A 20,528-nucleotide genomic window follows, 5' to 3' on the forward strand; every position below is an offset into this window, starting at 1 on the left:
AATATTGACAGTTTTTGTATGGTTTTATACGAGCGTGAATGTATAATGCGCGTTAATAATTAGATGAGTAGGTAGAAAATGCTTAAGAATCAAAAGGGTTTCTCCCTTGTCGAATTAGTCATAGTGATTGTGGTCGTTGGTTTATTGGCGGTAGCTGCTTTACCTCGTTTTCTCGATGTGACAGATGAAGCCAAGAAATCAAGCATTGAAGGCGTCGCTGGTGGTTTTGCAACGGCAGTTTTGTCGGCAAGAGCACAGTGGGAAGCAGAAGCGCGACCATCAGAGAAGATAGGTGTTGAAACATACAATACTGTAAATTATGATGGTGTTGATTTTTGGTTAACAAGATCAAAGAACAGTAACAACGAAGATACCGACTTTCGAGACGGCTACCCTTGGACTCTGAACAACAATTCTGGCACTGCGCCACAAGATATTTCAGATAAAACATGTTCTGAACTGATGGAAAACTTGCTGCAAAATCCACCTAAAGTTGGTGAAGTCTCAGTTGTTGCTAGTGACTCAAATTACAAATATTCAGCGCAAGCGAATTCAGGTGATGCAACGTGTACTTACGTTCAATTAGAAGGTAGTACCGAGCACCAATTTGTTTACGAAATTAAAACTGGTCGTGTGACCGTAACTTTGCAGTAAGTCTGCGTAAAATTAAACATAGAGAGAGCTTAACTATGAAAAGACAAGGCGGTTTCACCCTAATCGAACTAGTGGTTGTAATTGTTATTCTAGGTATTCTTGCTGTAACTGCGGCACCACGTTTCCTAAACCTGCAAGATGATGCGAAAGAGTCAGCGCTTCAAGGTCTTGCTGGTGCAATGAATGGCGCATCGGGTATTGTATTTGGTAAGTCAGCGATTGCTGGTCTAGAAGCTAGTGCTGCTGCATCAATTACTGAAAATAACGTGACAATTAACACGGTTTTTGGCTACCCAGAAGCTACTTCAGCTGGTATCGGTAATGCAACTGATATGGATGGCTTCAACATTCTTGCTGGCGGTGGTACTGCTCAAGGTGACACTATCGAATATGGTTTTACTGGTTACACAGACTTCTGTGTTCAATACACAGCTGCAACATCATCAGCTCAAGCTACAGCTCGTGTAGTGTCAAGTGCAAGCAATACAAACTGTCAATAAGTTCGCTTATTGTTAATGTATGAAGAGGCCAGCTACTGCTGGCCTTTTTTCTATCTACTACACATTAATATCAAAACTATTCATATACATAAGATCGATATCTTCATTATCTTGTATAATCAGTATTCGCTAGGCAGTTAGAGGCTCATTATGGATAACAGCCCCACATCCAAAGGCTTTACTCTGGTAGAGCTGATCATTGTTATCATTATCATCGCCATCGTATCTGTTACTGCTGTATCACGTATGTCCGGTCGAAGTAGTTTTGAACTTTACGCTTTGCAGGATCAAGTGATATCAGTTGTGAGGCAAGTGCAAGTCAATCGTATGCAATCAAATATTGATTCGTCTTCAAGCCTAGACTCAGATAACTTTCGACTTTTCGCAAACAGCAATTGCCTAGGCTCTCCTAATGCGTGTTCCTCAGATGAAAACACGGAGCCAAGAAGTGATCGTGTGATGGATGACGAATACTCATTCGAATACCAGCCAAACCTCACCGAGAATATTCTTGAATTTGATCTCCTTGGTAACCCTTTATTTGTAGCTTCCGCCGGAGTAGGCATCGCAATCAGTGAACAAAGAAACACTAGTAACCGTGTTTGGGTATGTATCAATGAACAAGGATTCGTTTCTGCTGAAATAGGAGGGTGTTGATAATGACAACCAATGCCAAAGGATTCACTTTAATCGAATCAGTGATTGTAATCGTCTTACTGGGGTTTGCGGCGCTTACACTTTCCTCTTTTTTAGCACCGCAGTCAGCTCAATCCAGTGATGCCAATTATTACAACAGAGCTTCAGCGTTAGGAGGTAGTGTTATGTCTAGGTTGCTCGCTCAAAGCTATAACGATATTGATGCGTTTAATGGCGAGACGGATCTCAGCAATCTAATACAAGACGCCTCTACTTATACAAATTTTCAAATAGAGGTTGCTGTAGAGCCTGTATCCGGGGCTGCTAGTAATCTTAAATCTGTCATTGTCGAAGTTACCGCAAGCTCGCAGCCAACAGTGTCCTTTAATGCTTTTAAGGGGAACTATTGATGCGAATGAAAGGCTTTACATTGATCGAACTGATTTTAGCCATCGTTGTATCTAGCATTTTGTTGCTAGGTTTAGCTAATTTCACGGAAGTGGGTGTAAAAGGTTATTTTGGTACGGTAGAACGTTATCGCTTACAAACTGAAGCCAATTTTGTTATTGAAAAAATATCACGCGAGATGAGGCATGCTGTGCCTAATTTATTCCCTTCAGCAGTATCCAGCGGTTGTGTATCTTTCTATCCGATTGTAGATTCAGGCTTCTATGTTGTTTCTGGGGCAGATGTCAATTTTTTAGTAAGCGATTCTGATAGCGATGTTCAATCACTACAAAATTTATCAATGGTCATCAACCCAACGCGCTCTTACGAAGAAATTACTAATATCGATAATGTATTCCCATTAACTAATATCAGCCAAGCTACTGGCGCTGGTGTGTCGGGAGCTGCGTTCACTTTAGCTGGCCAAGCTAGCGAGTTGGTGGGAGGCTCTGTGAGCAACAGACACTATATTTTTAACGATGACAATCCTGTTGAATACTGTCTTTCTGGCGATGATTTTTTAACAAGAACCAATGGTGGAGCGCCAGTTATCATTAGTGATAAATTAAATGTTGCTCAAAGCTCCCTTTTATATTCTCCGGCTACGGTTCAGCAAAACGGAATTGTAGATCTAACCCTTACATTTACTGTTAATGGTGAAACCACTACCTTTGAACAAGAAGTGCAGGTGCTCAATGTCCCGTAATTATCAACAGCGTGGTAGTGCACTTGTCATTGTTATTTTTGTGATTGTTATTGTTGGCTTTCTTGCGACAAGTTTAACGCGTACCAGTTGGTCGACTCACGATGTTAATACCCGTTCAGTTATGGGGACTCAAGCTTGGCTGCTCAGTCACTCAGTGAATGAGTATGTGATGACTCAGTTTTATCCTGACCCAGATCCTGCGGCTTCGTCAGCTGTATCTGCTTTATGTAAAGAAAAAATGTCTCCCGATATTAGTAATTTTGCTGAGAGTTTAGTTGAAAGTGCGACAATCTCATGCAAATTGCACCGTTTGGAATGCGAAAACCGTGGTCGGTTAGGTAATATGAATTTTTATGTTATGGAGTCTTCGGTAATTTGTGGTTCAGGTGTAAGCCAAGTGCAGCGAAATCAAGAATTGTGGGTGAGGGAGTAATGAGCATGTTTCGAAAACTAGTTGGCATACTGACTCTTTCTCTGTTGAGTGTTAGTGCTCATGCTGAACTTTTTCCGGGAGGGCTTTGTCCTAGCGCCAGCGTACAAACGTGGAGTGGCAGTGGTGGAGAAGTTGAATTTAAAGATGATGGTTATATTCGCAATTCAGCAGGGGTTGGATTCAGTTCAATTAAGAAAAACCATGGTGGGTCTTGTGGGCGAAATGCTTGCTCTGCCGACAATTCAAAAATTCTGGCTCAATCACCTAATTTTACGATTCCAAATAACGCTACCGACATTGAATTACTACCAGGTGTACCGAACTTTGTTTCTGGTAACAAGATTAAGCTAGAGGATTGGCAAAGTATCGTTCTTCCAAGCGGGACTTATTTCACGTCGAAAGAAATAGAGCTAAAGGATGATTCGAGCCTAAGAGTCTCCGGTGATGTTGTTCTCTATGTTGATAAGTTCAAGATGAAAGATGATTCCTTCATTAGTTACAATAGAGGTAACAGTGGGAATGAATTCTTCTTGGTTGGTACAGATAAGTCTCACATTAAAATTGAAACGGACAATAGTGTTTACGCACATATCGTTTCTGACGATCATGTTGACTTAGAAGAAGATGTTTATTTTACCGGAACCATAACAGGTAAAAAAGTACACTTGAAGAATGATTCGATCTTAAACACCAGTCTTCCAGTTAACTGTGATAATGAGTCACCGATATATTCAACTAATGCCAAGTATGAGTTTGGTGTAAAACAGTGCACGGGGATGCCTTGTGAGATTGAGTTTCTCGAAGACTATGAGATCGCTCCTCTAGTTTTCGTTATGCCGACAGTCAAAACAACCGACCCCGATTATGATGCGCCTTCTCGATTAAAGATTACTTCGTCAATAGATGAAAATTCATCCAGTGTCTGGATAGACCAAGATAGTCAGCCTGATTTGCGCTTTTCGTATCAAGAAGTTCCGATGACGGAAATTAGCTATTTTGTTATTGAGCCTGGAACAGTAGAAATTGATGGTCACAAGCTTGTTGCAGGTTATGTCGATACCAATGCCGCTATTCGTCGAAGAGGTAGTGTTAACGAAGCTATCGTCCCTTATTCCAGATTCGGAGGGGAGGGATTCAACTCGACTCCGGTCGTGCTTCACCAATTACAAACTAATTCCAATTCTCAAGCGTGGATGACATCCGGGCGTCGGCATCAAGGTAACCAATTAGACCAGGTTAGGTTGTTTATTGAGCTTTCCGAAACAGGAAACGCTAACTTTAATAATCGAGTTGAAAGGCTAGCTTTCCTAGCATCTGAACCGTCAGGAAAACTGGCGAGTAAGAATAGTTTTATTCAATTTGAGCACTTCAATATCGAGAGGCAATCGGGCACATACAGTTCTCTACTTGATGGCTGTAGAAATTCGACAGCGACTACTGCCTTGACTGAAATAACCGGTATTATTGGTAACAAACAACAGCGCTTGGGTGGTGATGGCGGTTGGGTACGTCGATGTGAAATTAATGGTAATGAAGCCACATTTGCAATGGATGAAGATCGTAACGAACGTAGTCATATCCCTGAATTAGGTGGATACTTAGCATTTCAAAAGAAAACCACTGAGCTTCCTCCAGTTTGTAGTGTCACTCCATTTGCTGTCCAGTCTTGGGATCATGCTAGCGAGCTAACTTGGACATCAAATACAACGGCAATTCAGATCAATGGAACATATAACCGCTCAGGTGCGATCGGTATTCGCTTAGATCCAAGTAATCCCAATACTCCGACAGATCCAAACAGCTTTAAGCAGTGTGACCGTGGAAAATGTATTGAGTCTGATAATCTATATGTATCTGAACCTGATGTGGTTTCTGTTGATTGGACGACGGGTAATGATTTCACCGCTGGTAGTGGTAATCATAATTTAGCTGGAGGGACTTATAATACGGTTTCAACTGGTGGCGACGGCCGCATAACACTGACGGATGATGTTTACTATATTGAACACTTAATCGTAACTGGAAGTGGCTCTATTACACTTTCGAAAGATACAACATTAATCGTAAACACTTTCACCTTGAATGGTGGGGCAAGGTTTAATAATAATAGCTACTCGATGAGGCTTTGGGCAGAAAACAAAGGCTCTTCTTCTGCATCTGTGGTGGTAAAACATAGCTTAACTGCAGATGTGTTTAGTAGAGGGACAGTAGAGGTATCGAGCGGGCAAGGTGTCATCAATGGTCGAGTCACAGCCTTTGACATAACCCTTTCTCCAGACGGAAAGATCATTAATAATGACCTGAGCTGTCCGGTTGAAACGTCGGACTATGAAGTTGTTTTGTCTCCGGAAATCGATATTGCTTTAACTTGCGAGGCGATCACAGCGACTGCGAAGGTTTACAATAATAAGGTCATTGACACTTCGTTCAACGGAACTGTTACTTTGTCTTCAAATGGAAATACGCTTGATACAGCAATGGCTCAATCTGGCGTAGCGACATTCTCTGTTGACTCTAATGTTGTTCAAACAATCGACGCAATGGCTAGTATTACTATCACCGGGCAAGACTATGTATCTAATGCTGTGAACTATCAGTTTGTTCCGGAACGTTTTGAAATTTTGCCAACCCCTTTAAACCTCATAGCAGGTCGATCACAAGCTATTGCTATCTCCCCATTAGAATGTGATGCCGGGGGTACACCTATCTCGGATACTAGCTACTTGGGTGATTCGGAAGTGTCGTTATCGAATGTTTCTTATATTTATCCAAGCTCTCCTTTGAATTCAGCCTCGATTGAAATACTCGACAAAGATGGTGACTGGGTTAGTTCTCCGAGTGCAGGCGTCACCCCTCCGAGCGCAGGCGTCGCCCCTCTTGAGCTAACTTTTGTTTCTGAGAATGGGAAAGTGGTAGCGAATTCTGAAATTAAATACGCAGAAGCTGGACAGGTAACATTTACTCTTAGTGATAAACAATGTATTACCGATGAAGATGGTGTGGAGAAGTGTAAAGAATATACAGGCACGAAAGAGGTCAAATCTCGACCTTGGACATTTGCAGTTTGTCCTCCACCAAGTATTAATGGCACTGACGGTAATAGTACTGGTGGGGTTGGCTTTATGCCTGCCCGCGAGAGCTTTTCTCTTAATGTAAAACCCGTTGTTTGGAGTGCTGCTTTAGACGTGAATGTTGATAGTAGTGTTGATGGCCAAACAGGCCCGTTTCGGTTATTCCAAAAGCGACCTAATTCTCCGTTTTGTAGTCTAGCTACAACAGAAAATTTCTATGTAGATGACTCTGCGACCAATACTTCAGTAGAGTTGGTTCATAGCCTTGCTACACCAAGTAATGGGATTGCTGGCTTAATGAGCGGCGGTGATGCAATAGACAACCACAGCACGACAACCGAGCTTGAATTTAGCAATTTATCGGTAACAGAGGTAGGGAGTTTTCATTTCCAGGCGCAGTCAAATAATACATTCTACGATGCGATTGAAGGTGGAATTGATCCAGGAGCGAGAGAACTTGGTCGATTCTATCCACGATACTTTCAAGTTGTAGGTGAAGATTGGGACTACTTTGGAGCTCAAACGGCTTTCAATTACATGAATCAGAATTTTGACAAAGTGAGTTTTGATGTTGAAGCGCTTTCCGGTGGGACGTCACCACAGGCAGTTGAGAATTACCAACTCTTTGATTCAGTCGTGCAAGCTCGTTTCAATCTTTATGACAATGTGATGCCCAATAGGTTGCGGTTCCCTGACTTTGGTCATGCAACATGGGCGGGTACAGAACAGAGCATAGGGACTTTCTCTGCTACACCAACAGGTCATTGTAGTGATGGCAACGCCAACAGTTTGTGTTGGAGTAAAGCAGACACTGCTATGGGGTATGAAGATGGGCCATTTAATGATGGTTCTGGAAGAGAATCGACTGATATCCGTATTACGCTAGAGAGTAGCACTGACCCAATAGAATTTTGGGATGACGGAGATCAACTAGAATCTCAGCCTGTGCTTCGTTTTGGTCGTGTCGCTCTTGATAGTGTGGGTGGAACGATAAACAGTACACTTACGGTTCCGTTGCGTGTTGAGTTTTGGAATGGAGAACGATTTATTACTAGTGATCTTGACTCTGATGGTGACTCTACGACCGAAGTTCAATCAGTCAATGATTCTTCAGGAAATGTAGATATCTGGGTTGAGGAAAATCAAACCGCAGATACGTTGACGTTTAGTGGGAGTGGAACTGTAGTAGATGGTGAGTTAAATAACATTACCGTTACCCATTCAACTCAGGTGCGCCAGCAAACTCAGATGTGGCTAGAACTTGATAGCGGCGCTAACGATATGTCTTGGCTGCGCTACAACTGGGCCAGTCCACAGGCTACAAGTGATAGAAATGGAGAGCAAGATCCCTCCACCGTCGTCACATTTGGTATCTATCGCGGTAACGATCGTGTGATCTACCGAGGTGAAAGTGGTTTAACAGGTCAGTAAAAATATAATTTTTGCCCCTTAAGTTAGGAATCTGTAAGAAATTGCGGGTTTCAGTCCATGTTTATACTTCAATGCCTTGCCGTGACAGCAAGGCATTGGTACATTTAGTGCAATTTTTGTCTTCTAATTCTTGCAGGATGAGCGAAGAATATGTTTAAAAAACTTCGTGGCATGTTTTCAAACGACCTATCGATTGATTTAGGTACAGCCAATACCCTTATATATGTAAAAGGCCAAGGCATCGTTCTTGATGAGCCTTCAGTTGTAGCTATTCGCCAAGATCGCGCGGGTTCTGCAAAGAGTGTCGCTGCGGTTGGCCACGCTGCTAAGCAAATGCTTGGTCGTACGCCTGGTAACATCTCAGCGATTCGCCCGATGAAAGACGGTGTAATTGCCGACTTTTACGTAACCGAAAAAATGCTTCAGCATTTCATCAAACAAGTGCATGACAACAGTGTTCTTAAACCAAGTCCTCGTGTCTTGGTTTGTGTTCCTTGTGGTTCAACGCAAGTTGAGCGTCGTGCTATCCGTGAATCAGCGCTGGGTGCTGGTGCTCGTGAGGTTTACCTTATCGACGAGCCTATGGCTGCAGCGATTGGTGCTGGCCTACGCGTATCTGAGCCAACAGGTTCAATGGTGGTTGATATCGGTGGTGGTACTACTGAAGTTGCGGTTATCTCACTGAACGGTGTGGTTTACTCGTCTTCTGTTCGTATTGGTGGTGACCGTTTTGATGAAGCGATCATCAACTACGTTCGTCGTAACTACGGTAGCTTGATCGGTGAAGCGACAGCAGAGAAGATCAAACACGAAATCGGTTCAGCTTACCCTGGCGATGAAGTGGAAGAGATCGAAGTACGTGGTCGTAACCTTGCAGAAGGTGTTCCTCGTAGCTTTAGCCTAAACTCAAACGAAATCCTTGAAGCGCTTCAAGAGCCTCTATCTGGCATCGTATCTGCAGTCATGGTTGCACTTGAACAGTGTCCACCAGAGCTGGCTTCTGATATCTCAGAAAACGGTATGGTACTAACTGGTGGTGGTGCACTGCTTAAAGACCTTGATCGTCTGCTAACAGAAGAAACAGGTATCCCTGTTGTTGTTGCAGAAGAGCCACTAACGTGTGTTGCTCTAGGTGGCGGTAAAGCCCTAGAGATGATCGACATGCACGGCGGCGATCTGTTCAGCGAAGAATAATATCTAGTGTTAGGCTCTTTTCTTATCTAGTTTTATGTAAAGAGCCTAGGACCTTGTCTATAGGATCAAATGTAGCTCTAGGACCAAATATAGAATGAAGCCAATTTTTGGTAGAGGTCCCTCTCTACAATTGCGCCTGTTTTTTGCTGTAATTTTATCAGCCAGCCTTATGCTGGCTGATAGTCGTTTAGATGCTTTCTCAAATGTCCGCTATCTATTGAACAGCATGGTTGCGCCTATCCAATATGCAGCCAACTTGCCTCGCACTATGTTCGATGGTGTATACGACCGTTTTAGCACTCGCAAAGGGCTAATCGAATCCAACCATAATATTAAACGAGAAGTCTTGCGCCTGAAGAGCGAGCTGATTCTGCTTGAGCAATATCAAGAGGAAAACAAGCGCCTTCGTAAGCTATTAGGCTCACCGTTTATCCGTGATGAGAAGAAAGTCGTCACAGAAGTTATGGCCGTTGATACTTCACCCTATCGTCACCAAGTCGTGATCGACAAAGGTCAGATTGACGGAGTATATGAAGGCCAACCGGTGATCAACGAGAAAGGCATTGTCGGTCAGGTGACCTTTGTTGCTGCTCATAATAGCCGTGTCCTTCTACTCACTGATGCAAACAATGCGATTCCCGTGCAGGTTATTCGTAACGACATTCGTGTGATTGCTTCGGGTAATGGCAACATCGATGAGATTCAGCTAGAGCACATTCCAACCAGTACTGATATTCAAGAAGAAGATCTACTTGTGACCTCTGGTTTGGGGGGTGTATATCCAGAAGGTTATCCAGTCGCTTATGTTTCTGCGGTTGATTACGACCCGAAACGTGAGTTCGCCGTTATCAAAGCAGAACCAGTGGTTGAGTTTGATAAGCTCAGATACTTGCTGCTTGTATGGCCTGATGAAAACAAACAGATGCAAGCGGAACAATCCAGCATAGAACAAGCATTGTTAGAGGGCGAAGATGGCCAATAGCGTTTTAAGAAGCAAGGTAGTAATTGGTTGCTCATTTTTGATAGCGCTTATTCTGCAAACGATCCCTTGGCCCGGTAGTTTGGATCTATTCAGACCATCTTGGTTACTATTGGTGACTTGTTATTGGGTGTTAGCTTTACCTCACCGTGTTAACGTGGGTAGCGCTTTGATTTTAGGCTTATTGTGGGATCTTTTGATCGGTTCGACGTTAGGTATTCGTGGGATGATGATGGCAATTGTGATGTACATTATTGCGATGAACTTCCTGGTAATCCGTAACATGGCACTGTGGCAACAAGCGATGATCATAGCGGCTTTGACGGTATTGTTTGAGGTGTTGATCTTCTTTGGTGAATATTTGATCCAAGATGTCGTTTTTAATCCATTATCGCTATGGAGCGCATTGATTAACTGTATACTTTGGCCGTGGATGTTTTTATTAATGAGACGAGTCCGTCGCCATTGGCATGTGAGGTAATATGACAATGGAAAAGAAACATTTAGTTTTGGCATCCGGTTCACCACGCCGCAAAGAATTGCTATCCCAACTTGGTTATGAGTTTTCTGTTCTTGTGACTAATGTGGAAGAGTGTAAACACGCCCAAGAAACCGCCGAAGAGTACGTTAAGCGACTATCTTTAGATAAAGCCTTAGCGGCACTTTCTTTATTACAAGTTAATGCTTCTGAAGAGCAGCATGTCGTTCCTGGTTCTGATACTGTAGTTCCTAGCTTAGATGCAGTTGTACTCGGTTCTGATACCGTAGTCGTTAGCCAAGGACAAGTGCTCGAGAAGCCTGCAGACCTTGCTGATTCTAAGCGTATGCTTACTCAGTTAGCGAATGAACGTCATCAAGTAATGACGGCCGTTTCTGTCGTTTCTGCTGAAAAACAAAAAACAGAAATCATTATTACCGACGTATGGTTTAAACCCCTCAGTGAAAAAGAAATAGAACAATACTGGCAAACAGGGGAGCCATGCGACAAAGCCGGTAGCTATGGGATTCAAGGTTTGGGTGGACGCTTTGTCACCCGAATTGAAGGTAGTTATTACGCCGTTGTCGGCTTACCTTTGTTTGAAACGGACCAGCTACTGCAAGAATTCTTATAATTACTAATCTGAGGTGCACCATGAGTGCTGAATTGTTGCTGAACGTGACCCCGAGTGAAACTCGTGTGGCCATGATTGAAGGGGGAGCTCTTCAAGAGATCCATGTCGAACGAGATGCTCGACGCGGTATCGTAGGAAATATCTATAAAGGACGTGTAAGCCGTGTTCTTCCTGGAATGCAGGCTGCATTTGTGGATATAGGCCTTGAGAAAGCAGCATTTTTACATGCCTCAGACATTGTTCCGCACACTGAATGTGTTGCTGAAAATGAAAAGAAGCAGTTTCAGGTACGTGATATTTCTGAGCTTGTTCGTCAAGGTCAGGATATTGTGGTTCAGGTTGTTAAAGATCCTCTTGGAACAAAAGGCGCTCGTTTAACGACTGATATCACCTTGCCATCTCGTTACTTGGTGTTTATGCCGGGAGCAAGTCATGTCGGTGTTTCCCAGCGTATTGAAAGCGAGTCAGAACGTAATCGTCTTAAAAAAGCCGTATCTCGTTACTGTGATGAGCACGGTGGTTTTATCATCCGTACTGCCGCTGAAGGCGCTGATTTTCATGAGCTTGAGCAAGACGCTGCTTTCTTGAAGCGTTTGTGGCTCAAAGTAGTAGAGCGCCGTGGTAAGCATAAGGCTCGTACGCGCTTATATGGTGAGCTGTGCTTAAGTCAGCGTATCTTACGTGATTTTGTGGGTACTGAGCTGAGTAAGATTCAGGTCGATTCTCGACTCGAATTTGAAAATCTGAAAGAGTTTACTTCGGAGTACGTACCTGAGCTTACCGACAAGCTTGAGCTGTACGAAGGTGATAAACCCATCTTCGATATGTACGACACGGAGAATGAGATTCAACGTTCACTGGATCGTAAAGTAGAATTGAAGTCTGGTGGGTATTTAATTATCGACCAAACCGAAGCGATGACAACTGTCGACATCAATACTGGTGCCTTTGTTGGTCGTCGTAATCTAGAAGAGACGATTTTCAATACCAACGTAGAAGCGACACAAGCGATTGCTCGCCAACTTCGCCTGCGTAATTTAGGTGGCATCATCATTATCGACTTTATTGATATGTTGTCTGAAGAACACCGTAAGCGAGTACTAACTTCTTTAGAAGCGGCGCTCGATAAAGACCGTGTGAAAACCAATATTAATGGCTTCACACAGCTTGGTTTGGTTGAGATGACTCGTAAACGTACCCGTGAAAGTATTGAGCATATTCTGTGTTCTAGCTGTCCTGCCTGTGAAGGTCGTGGCAGTGTGAAGACAGTCGAAACCGTTTGTTATGAAATACTTCGAGAAATTACTCGTGTAAATCGTGCGTACGATGCGGATAAGTTCGTGGTTTATGCGGCAGCAGCGGTTGCCGAGGCATTAGAGGGTGAAGAGTCTCATGCGCTTGCTGAACTTGAAGTCTTTATTGGTAAACAAGTGAAAATTCAGGCTGAGCCTCTGTACATACAAGAGCAGTTTGATGTCGTTATGATGTAATGGATATTTTGTGAGTTCTAGTGTTACTCTGATTTTACGTACGTGTCTGTGGTTAGTGGTTACTCTCTTAGTAACGCTAGCCATTGCTGTGACTACACTGCGTGTCGCCTTGCCCAATTTAAATAAGTATCAATCTGAAATTGAGCTTTGGGTAAACCAACATTCCGGTTTTGAGTTTTCTATTCAAGATGTGGGTGGCTTTTGGCGTAACACTCATCCCTCTATTGCGCTGCAAGGCGTTCAAGCCCGTCTTCCTAATGCTGAAGATGTGACCTTCTCTGTTGAACGTGTCGAAGTTGAATTTGATTTGATTCAATCTCTGGTACAGATGCGTCCTGTTGTTGCAGACCTTGTTATGAATCGAATGTATCTGGATATACGTTCGGTCGATCTGTTTGCCGGTCAGAACGGCAAAGATAAACCTAAAAAATCGGGCTCTTCAAAGCGGGTGATGCAAGAGCTGGATAACTTACTCCTCAAAACGTTAGTGGATGTGACCGCCAAAGATTCCTCTCTTCTTTATCGAACCATCTCTGATGAAGAACGTCAGCTCGATATCGAAACCTTAAAGTGGAAAAACTCAGGTAAGCACCACCTCGCGGAAGGTGTGGTTAGCATTAAAGACGCCAATCTTAACTCGTTGTCAGTAAGCGCTAACTTTGTCGATGGTGGCTCATTGACCGATGTAACTGGTGAGTTCTATGTGAGTGCAGACAACATCTCGGTTAAACCATGGTTAACCCGTTACATGCAGGCTGAGTCCGGCATAGAAACGGGCACGGTTAGCCTGAATAGTTGGGTCACCCTACAAAACAGCAAGCCGGTAAATGCCTACGTAGAAGTGCTGCCTTCGGAGTTGAGCTGGAACGAAGATGGCCAACATGATTTGATGTTTGAATCAGGCGTCTTTAAGTTGTCTCCCATTGATGATGGTTGGCAAGTGAATGGCCACTCACTTAACCTTAGAACGGATGATAGGCCTTGGCCTGAACTCGATGTTGCCTTCAAATGGAATAAAGGCCCGTGGGAACTTAATGTTTCTGAACTTGATGTGGAAACTATTACCCCGTTAATCAAGTTGATGCCAGATTCTGCGCAATCAACCAAAATGATCAATTCGTTGAAGCCGGGTGGATCAGTTTCTGATATTCGGGTTTCAATGGATTCAGGCATCGAAAGCTTACGTTATTCAGCGAGCTTTAGTGATCTTGCCATCGAGCAATGGGAACTCGTCCCGGGCTTTAGCCAAGTATCAGGCAGCGTGTTTGGTTCTGCGTCACAAGCGAAAGCCAGTTTGCACGTTATTGATGATGTGTTCCCTTATGGCGACGTATTCCAAGCGCCTCTCAATATCAAGCAAGGTCAGGTTGATATTGTTTGGCAGCAAGATGAAAACGGCTGGAAGCTTTGGTCAGATAAGATCACCGCAGCAACGCCAGACTTACAAGTTTTAGGTGCATTTCGTTTGGACTTCCCGAATGATGCGAGCCCGTTCTTGTCTTTCTACGGTGAAGCGGACGCTTACAATGTCGGCGAAACATGGCGTTATTTACCGACGTTGGCACTTGGACAAGATCTAACCGATTACCTTTCAACTGCGATTCAAGCGGGCAAAGCCGATACGGTGAAATTGTTATGGCACGGTGAGCTGGATCAATACCCATATACTAACCATGATGGGATCTTCCAAGTTTGGGTTGGCCTAGAAAATGCGAAGTTCAGTTTTGATACGGCGTGGCCACTGATTACCGATCTTCAGCTTGATCTCCTGTTTGAAAATGATGCGATGCATCTTGATTCGCGCTCTGCTCAATTGATGGACGTAACGGCTGACCGTATTACTGGGCGTATTCCTTACTTAGGGGAAGGCGGTCATATCGAGATTGAAGCGAAGGCTACGGCTTCGGGTAATGCGGTTCGTGATTACATGACGGCCTCACCATTGGTCGACTCTGTGGGTGCTGCGTTAACGGCGCTGCAAGTGAGTGGTGATGTATCGTCTGAATTCCAACTCAATATTCCGTTTGATTCTGATAAAGAGCCAAGAGCGTGGGGCTATGCCGATCTTAAAGATAACCATGTTGAGATTGAAGCTCCGCCAATGGTGCTCGAAAACACCACCGGACGTATTGAGTTTGATAATGATGTGATTACGGCGAATGGCTTAGCCGCTGACTTACTAAAACAAGGCATCTCTGTTGATTTTAAAGGCCTTAATGACGGTCCAGGTTATGCGGTTGATATCGATGTTTTAGGTGATTGGGACGTGAAACCTCTAGAGCCTTATATTGGCGAACAGTGGTTGAGTCGCCTGTCGGGTCATGCGCAATGGCAAAGCCAGATTGATATTCAACTCAACGATATAGGCTTCAGTTACCAGTTAGACTTACAGTCAGATCTTAAATATTTAGCCAGTGATTACCCTTATCCATTGGTGAAAAAATCCTTGGAGAGTGGTTCTGCTAGGCTACAAGCCTCGGGTAACCAAGAGGCTATTACTGCGCGTCTGCAACTGCCGAATACCAAGTATCAGGCTGAAATTGATATCACGGGTGAGGTTCCCAAGCTTACTGCAACCAATTTAGTGTTGGGGCGTGGTGGTTATAAAATTAGTCCTGTTGTTGGGCATCATGCTTTAATCCGTACTGATAAATTTAATGCCGATGATTGGTTGTCGGTTGTGATGGAACCCGTGAAGCCATCAACCGCTGTACTTAGCCAAATGAATACGCCAACCATTCCTGCGCCTAGCCGTATTACTTTTGAGAGTAAAGAGCTGATCTTAGGCGGCATAGCTTGGAATGATGTCGATTTTAGTGCTCGCAAGAACAAACAAGCGTGGCAGATGGAAGTTTCTAGCCAAGAGATTGAAGGGGATATCAATTACTTACCCCCTTACGATCTAACGGTGTCTCTAGAGCGCCTGCATTTGTTTGTTCCTGAGTGGAGTGATAAAGCAAATCAAGAACAACTGCTGCAACGGAAAGAGCAAGAAGCACCATTGATCTCTGAACTCGATAAAAAGATCTATGATGCGATGCCTAATCTTAAGCTGACACTGAACGATTTTTGGTTGCAAGGCTATAAAGTCGGTAAGGTCAATGTTGAGCTAGCAAGACAAGACGATCGTCTTGAGTGGAACAAGATTCAAGTCCGAAGCGGAAACAATAAAGCCGATGTGAGCGGCTGGTGGGCTCTGAATGGTGACAAGAGTCATTCATCGTTATCTATTGATGTCGAAGGTGAAAACAACAGTGAGTTAATGGAGCGCTTCGGTATTACTTCCGGGATTCAAAAAGCACCTTTTGCATTGGAAGGTCAGCTTGAGTGGGACGGTTCTCCGTGGGGTATTCAAATGGATACCATTGACGGCAACGTTAAAACCAAGTTGGGTAAAGGCTTCATCTCGGACGTAAGTGGCGCGGCTCGATTGCTTGGCCTGTTTAGTCTAGATTCGATTATCCGTAAGATGCAGCTCGATTTCTCTGATGTGTTTGATAAAGGCATGGCATTCAACAGCATTACGGGTACTGGCGAAATCCAAAATGGTATCTTCTTAACCAATGATCTGAACATGGATGCGGTTGCTGGTGAGATGAAGATCAAAGGTATCGCGAATCTGAACACTCGTCAGGTCGATGCAGAGGTCAACTTCACTCCAGATATCACGTCAGGAATCCCTGTATTAACGGCGTTTGCGGTAACCCCACAAACTGCGTTGTATGTATTGGCGGTGACCACGGTTATTTCACCGGTTGTTGAGGTCTTTACTCAAGTAAATTATTCAGTAAAAGGGCCGTTGGATTCGCCAGTAGTCAGCGAGCTTTCGCGTAGCTCAGGTGAGTTTCAGTTACCAGAGAAACTGAGGAAATTAGCGGAATAGTCGTTAGATGCGAGTTAGTTTATTTGCGGCTAAATTCGGATTTCTGAATCATAATGAATGGAGAAGCGGTGCACATGGATTGTGTTGGATTGATTCAAATGACTTCAGGCCCAGTCCCTGAGCATAACCTTGATTACCTTGAACACGAGGTAGCAAAGTGCAAAGCGTTAGGGGCGAAGTGGGTTGTTTGTCCTGAGAATGCATTAGTGTTCGGCAACAAAGCCGATTATCACCAATATGCAGAACCTCTTAATAATGGGCCTTTGCAGCAGAAACTATCGGAGCTAGCAAAGCGACACCGTGTTTGGATCGTTGTCGGTAGCATGCCAATCCGAACGGCTGCAGGCGTCACCACGACCACATTGGTTATCGATGATTTTGGTGCTCTAGTGACTCATTACGATAAGCTGCATATGTTCGATGTTGATGTCGCCGATGCGCATAAATGTTATCGCGAGTCCGATATTTTCACGCCGGGTGACCGAGTTGTGACAACGGAAACGCCTTTTGGTCGCTTAGGTTTGAGTATTTGTTATGATGTGCGCTTCCCTCACTTGTATTCAGAGTTACGCAAGCAAGGGGCGCAGATCATCGTGGTTCCCGCAGCGTTTACCGCTGTTACTGGCCAAGCACATTGGGAAGCTTTATTAAGATGCCGTGCCATCGAGACTCAGTCTTGGATTGTCGCGGTAGGGCAAGGAGGAAAGCATCCTTGCCAAAGAGAAACATGGGGACACTCAATGGTGGTTGATCCATGGGGGCGAGTGGTCGCACAGTTAGACCAAGACCCTAAAAGTATGGTGGTTGAGATAGACACATCCAGTTGCGAATCGATCAGGCAGAATATGCCAATAGCGCAGCACTCTCGATTTACCAATCAATTTTAATTTTAAACAAGAGCCATTTATGAGCATTAATCAAATTGAAGAAGCGCTACTAACCCCGACAGGGCTGACGGAGCAAAATATCGCAGATACACTGGCGAGCATTGCTACCCGCCAAATTGATTATGCTGATATCTATTTCCAATCGAGCTGGCACGAGTCGTTGGTACTAGAAGATAGCATTATTAAAGATGGCTCTTTTAATATCGACTGCGGTGTTGGTGTTCGTGCAGTATCGGGCGAAAAAACCGGTTTTGCTTACTCAGATCAAATCCAATTGGATGGCCTTAAGCAGAGCGCCATTGCAGCTCGTGGTATTGCAAAGCAAGGTCAGAACGGTAAAGTTCATGCATTCAAGCGTAACTCGAACCAAGCTTACTATGACGCAGTTAACCCGCTAGCAAGCTGGGAAAAACAGCAGAAAACAGAATTACTAAAAGCACTTGATGCTTACATTCGCACCAAAGAACCTATGATCACTGAAGTATCAGTGAGTCTAAGCGGTGTACACGAGCAGATGCTTGTTGCTGCGACGGACGGCACTTTCGCTGGTGATGTTCGCCCGTTAGTTCGTCTATCAATCAGTGTACTTGCGCAGAAAGGCGATCGTCGTGAACGTGGCAGCGCTGGTGGCGGTGGTCGTTTTGGTTACGATTTCTTCTTAAGTGATGTTGATGGCTCTCAAGTTGCTTACCAATTTGCTGATGAAGCTATTCGCCAAGCGCTGGTTAACCTTGAAGCTGTTGCTGCTCCTGCGGGCGCAATGCCAGTTGTTCTGGGTTCTGGTTGGCCGGGCGTTCTTCTACACGAAGCGGTAGGCCACGGTTTAGAAGGTGACTTTAACCGTAAAGAATCTTCAGTCTTTTCTGGCAAAGTGGGCGAGCAAGTTACATCAAGCCTATGTACGATTGTTGATGACGGTACATTGACTGATCTTCGTGGTTCATTGAACGTGGATGATGAAGGTGTGAATGGCCAGTACAACACGCTAATCGAAAACGGCATCCTAAAAGGCTACATGCAAGACAAGTTGAATGCTCGCCTAATGGGTGTGGCACCAACAGGTAACGGACGTCGTGAGTCTTACGCGCATCTTCCAATGCCGCGTATGACCAACACATACATGCTACCGGGTGAGCACACACCGGAAGAGATCATTGCTACGGTTGATAAAGGCATCTACGCACCGAACTTCGGTGGTGGTCAGGTTGATATTACTTCTGGTAAGTTCGTGTTCTCGGCTTCTGAAGCGTACATGATTGAAAACGGTAAGATCACTCACCCAGTGAAAGGTGCAACGTTAATCGGTTCTGGCATCGAAGCGATGCAGCAAGTATCTATGGTTGGTAATGACCTAAGCATCGACCGTGGTGTTGGTGTGTGTGGTAAGGCTGGTCAAAGTGTGCCTGTGGGTGTTGGTCAACCAACATTGAAATTAGACTCACTAACGGTTGGTGGTACTGAGTAATTCAGGTCAGCAGCACGAGTTAGCTTCAAAATCTCTCGTCATAAAATAGATTGAAAGCGCCTCCAATGTGAGGCGCTTTTTTGTTTTTAGGTTGCTGATTTAGTGAACAAATATAACTGTCTACATGTTCTCTTCAGCAAACTCCGCCAGTCGGCTTCGCACGACACCATTAAGGTGGATATTGGCACTGCCTTCGAAGTTTTTAAAACGCTCGACCATGTAGGTGAGGCCTGATGTCACAGGGGTTAAGTAGGAAGAATCTATCTGAGCCAGGTTGCCTGAACAGACAATTTTGGTGCCTTCACCACAACGAGTGATGATGGTTTTTATTTGCGAAGCGGTGAGGTTTTGACACTCATCCAGCAGTACAAACGCATTCTGGATCGAGCGGCCACGCATGAAGTTGATCGATTTGAACTGGATATTGGCTTTATCGCAGATGTATTTCATCGATCCTTCGGTACAGTGATCATTCTTATGCAGCGCTTCGAGTGTATCGGTCACCGCAGCTAACCAAGGCAACATCTTCTCTTCCTCGGTTCCGGGAAGGAAACCAATGGATTCGCCGATGTCAGGTGTATTTCGGGTTACGATGATCTTATCGAAATGTTTGCGCTCAATGGTTTGTTCAAGAGCGGCTGCCATGGCAAGCAAAGTTTTCCCGCTCCCCGCAGCACCGGTTAAAATCACCAAATCAATATCGGGATCAAGTAACGCATCGATCGCCATGCCTTGGTAGATGTTCTTTGGCGTAATGTCCCACGCCCTGCGGTTCATTAATCGTTCTCGGCTTAGGTCTCGCAGGGTGATGGTTTCCGGTTCAATCTCTTCGACACGAGCTGCAAAGTCACTGTCTTGGTCAATAATATATTGATTGATGAACGTGGGTTCAAATGGTGTTCTTGCGAGGGTATGCAGTGTTTTTCCTCCAAGACTCTTGCTCTCAACATTGTCTATACCGTCCCAAAATGACCCTTCAAGCTGTTGAAAGCCCTTAGTGAGGTATTGAACGTCATCAATTAATTGGTCGGTTTGGTAGTCCTCAACAAAGCGTACACCAGCACCTTTAGCTCGCAAGCGCATGTTGATGTCTTTGGTAATGAGTACCACTTCTCGTGGCGCTCGTTTATTTTGTAAGTACAACACACCATTGAGAATGCGATTGTCACCAGCCTTATCGTCGGCAAAGGCTTTAATGCTTTCTTGGAGTTCGTAGTCTGCGAGTATTGAAATAGTGCCTGAAGCGCTTACATCGGTTGAGAAAGGAATGCCTTCGGATATTTTGTCTGGGGTTGCGTCATGGAAAAGATCTTCTAATGCTCTGATTGCGACTCTGGCATCGCGAGCAACATCGCGTTTACTGTCCTTAATTCTGTCGAGTTCTTCGAGTACCGTCATTGGGATGACGACATCGTGTTCCTGAAACGAAAATATAGCAAAGGGTTCGTGAAGTAAGATATTGGTATCTAGAACAAATAATTTCCGATTGGTATCGCCCATAGCATCTCCTTGCCACCACGTGGCTCGAATGGGTTGATTGAACGCTAGCAAACTCTTGATGTGTTTGACGGCATTACTATCAAGCACTTATCAAAAGTACACCGAGTAGATCCTACCTCTAGTAGTAATAGCTCAAATAT

Annotated in this window: 16 protein-coding genes; 15 read left to right on the forward strand and 1 reads right to left on the reverse strand. The window is 44.4% G+C overall.

The annotated features are described in order from the left end of the window. Positions 1-78: 78 nt before the first annotated feature. The 15 genes from QWZ07_RS24080 (at position 79) to tldD (ending at position 18,888) form a co-directional block, all read left to right on the forward strand. Positions 79-654, forward strand: coding sequence for a prepilin-type N-terminal cleavage/methylation domain-containing protein (locus QWZ07_RS24080; RefSeq protein WP_192854092.1), 576 nt, complete (start codon positions 79-81; stop codon positions 652-654). A gap of 35 nt (positions 655-689) precedes the next feature. Next, positions 690-1,154 (forward strand): prepilin-type N-terminal cleavage/methylation domain-containing protein, encoded by a 465-nt coding sequence (locus QWZ07_RS24085; protein WP_050651981.1) that lies wholly within the window; start codon positions 690-692, stop codon positions 1,152-1,154. Between the two features lie 150 nt (positions 1,155-1,304). Then, positions 1,305-1,811: a prepilin-type N-terminal cleavage/methylation domain-containing protein gene (locus QWZ07_RS24090; RefSeq protein WP_192854093.1), complete on the forward strand. Its 507-nt coding sequence runs from the start codon at positions 1,305-1,307 to the stop codon at positions 1,809-1,811. A 2-nt stretch (positions 1,812-1,813) separates the two neighbouring features. Then, positions 1,814-2,200 carry a type IV pilus modification PilV family protein gene (locus tag QWZ07_RS24095; RefSeq protein WP_050651979.1) on the forward strand — a complete coding sequence of 129 codons (387 nt, stop codon included), beginning with the start codon at positions 1,814-1,816 and terminating at the stop codon, positions 2,198-2,200. Next, on the forward strand, positions 2,200-2,943 hold the full coding sequence (locus QWZ07_RS24100; RefSeq protein ID WP_192854094.1) for a PilW family protein: 744 nt from the start codon (positions 2,200-2,202) through the stop codon (positions 2,941-2,943). The genes QWZ07_RS24095 and QWZ07_RS24100 overlap by 1 nt, the downstream gene beginning before the upstream one ends. Continuing rightward, entirely contained in the window at positions 2,933-3,376 is a 444-nt protein-coding gene (locus QWZ07_RS24105) for an MSHA biogenesis protein MshP (protein WP_192854095.1), read from the forward strand. The genes QWZ07_RS24100 and QWZ07_RS24105 overlap by 11 nt, the downstream gene beginning before the upstream one ends. 5 nt (positions 3,377-3,381) lie before the next feature. Further along, the gene (locus tag QWZ07_RS24110; protein WP_192854096.1) at positions 3,382-7,878 is read left to right on the forward strand and encodes a DUF6701 domain-containing protein; all 4,497 of its coding nucleotides are present in this window, start codon (positions 3,382-3,384) and stop codon (positions 7,876-7,878) included. Positions 7,879-8,028: 150 nt separating this feature from the next. Further along, positions 8,029-9,072 (forward strand): rod shape-determining protein, encoded by a 1,044-nt coding sequence (locus QWZ07_RS24115; RefSeq protein WP_017062957.1) that lies wholly within the window; start codon positions 8,029-8,031, stop codon positions 9,070-9,072. Between the two features lie 94 nt (positions 9,073-9,166). Continuing rightward, positions 9,167-10,054, forward strand: coding sequence for a rod shape-determining protein MreC (gene mreC, locus QWZ07_RS24120; RefSeq protein WP_017109347.1), 888 nt, complete (start codon positions 9,167-9,169; stop codon positions 10,052-10,054). Then, positions 10,044-10,532, forward strand: a complete 489-nt coding sequence (gene mreD / locus QWZ07_RS24125; protein ID WP_017073030.1) for a rod shape-determining protein MreD — start codon at positions 10,044-10,046, stop codon at positions 10,530-10,532. The genes mreC and mreD overlap by 11 nt, the downstream gene beginning before the upstream one ends. A 7-nt stretch (positions 10,533-10,539) precedes the next feature. Beyond that, positions 10,540-11,163, forward strand: a complete 624-nt coding sequence (locus tag QWZ07_RS24130) for a Maf family protein (RefSeq protein WP_065105657.1) — start codon at positions 10,540-10,542, stop codon at positions 11,161-11,163. Positions 11,164-11,183: 20 nt separating this feature from the next. After that, positions 11,184-12,653, forward strand: a complete 1,470-nt coding sequence (rng, locus tag QWZ07_RS24135) for a ribonuclease G (RefSeq protein WP_017105386.1) — start codon at positions 11,184-11,186, stop codon at positions 12,651-12,653. 10 nt (positions 12,654-12,663) lie between these two features. Continuing rightward, entirely contained in the window at positions 12,664-16,536 is a 3,873-nt protein-coding gene (locus QWZ07_RS24140) for a YhdP family protein (protein ID WP_192854097.1), read from the forward strand. Between the two features lie 74 nt (positions 16,537-16,610). Next, entirely contained in the window at positions 16,611-17,423 is an 813-nt protein-coding gene (locus QWZ07_RS24145; protein WP_192854098.1) for a carbon-nitrogen hydrolase family protein, read from the forward strand. Between the two features lie 19 nt (positions 17,424-17,442). Then, positions 17,443-18,888, forward strand: a complete 1,446-nt coding sequence (gene tldD, locus QWZ07_RS24150; RefSeq protein WP_192854099.1) for a metalloprotease TldD — start codon at positions 17,443-17,445, stop codon at positions 18,886-18,888. A gap of 120 nt (positions 18,889-19,008) precedes the next feature. On the opposite strand, the gene QWZ07_RS24155 is transcribed toward tldD, so the two are convergent. Next, positions 19,009-20,388: a PhoH family protein gene (locus QWZ07_RS24155; protein WP_029225732.1), complete on the reverse strand. Its 1,380-nt coding sequence runs from the start codon at positions 20,386-20,388 to the stop codon at positions 19,009-19,011. Positions 20,389-20,528: the final 140 nt, after the last annotated feature.

The sequence above is a fragment of the Vibrio lentus genome, assembly GCF_030409755.1.
In the GTDB taxonomy this organism is placed as follows: domain Bacteria; phylum Pseudomonadota; class Gammaproteobacteria; order Enterobacterales; family Vibrionaceae; genus Vibrio; species Vibrio lentus.

Excerpts from the sequence above, each read along its gene's own strand:
- QWZ07_RS24080 (WP_192854092.1), top strand. The coding sequence starts at position 79 with ATGCTTAAGAATCAAAAGGGTTTCTCCCTTGTCGAATTAGTCATAGTG.
- QWZ07_RS24085 (WP_050651981.1), top strand. The coding sequence starts at position 690 with ATGAAAAGACAAGGCGGTTTCACCCTAATCGAACTAGTGGTTGTAATT.
- QWZ07_RS24090 (WP_192854093.1), top strand. The coding sequence starts at position 1,305 with ATGGATAACAGCCCCACATCCAAAGGCTTTACTCTGGTAGAGCTGATC.
- QWZ07_RS24095 (WP_050651979.1), top strand. The coding sequence starts at position 1,814 with ATGACAACCAATGCCAAAGGATTCACTTTAATCGAATCAGTGATTGTA.
- QWZ07_RS24100 (WP_192854094.1), top strand. The coding sequence starts at position 2,200 with ATGCGAATGAAAGGCTTTACATTGATCGAACTGATTTTAGCCATCGTT.
- QWZ07_RS24105 (WP_192854095.1), top strand. The coding sequence starts at position 2,933 with ATGTCCCGTAATTATCAACAGCGTGGTAGTGCACTTGTCATTGTTATT.
- QWZ07_RS24110 (WP_192854096.1), top strand. The coding sequence starts at position 3,382 with ATGTTTCGAAAACTAGTTGGCATACTGACTCTTTCTCTGTTGAGTGTT.
- QWZ07_RS24115 (WP_017062957.1), top strand. The coding sequence starts at position 8,029 with ATGTTTAAAAAACTTCGTGGCATGTTTTCAAACGACCTATCGATTGAT.
- mreC (WP_017109347.1), top strand. The coding sequence starts at position 9,167 with ATGAAGCCAATTTTTGGTAGAGGTCCCTCTCTACAATTGCGCCTGTTT.
- mreD (WP_017073030.1), top strand. The coding sequence starts at position 10,044 with ATGGCCAATAGCGTTTTAAGAAGCAAGGTAGTAATTGGTTGCTCATTT.
- QWZ07_RS24130 (WP_065105657.1), top strand. The coding sequence starts at position 10,540 with ATGGAAAAGAAACATTTAGTTTTGGCATCCGGTTCACCACGCCGCAAA.
- rng (WP_017105386.1), top strand. The coding sequence starts at position 11,184 with ATGAGTGCTGAATTGTTGCTGAACGTGACCCCGAGTGAAACTCGTGTG.
- QWZ07_RS24145 (WP_192854098.1), top strand. The coding sequence starts at position 16,611 with ATGGATTGTGTTGGATTGATTCAAATGACTTCAGGCCCAGTCCCTGAG.
- tldD (WP_192854099.1), top strand. The coding sequence starts at position 17,443 with ATGAGCATTAATCAAATTGAAGAAGCGCTACTAACCCCGACAGGGCTG.
- QWZ07_RS24155 (WP_029225732.1), bottom strand. The coding sequence starts at position 20,388 with ATGGGCGATACCAATCGGAAATTATTTGTTCTAGATACCAATATCTTA.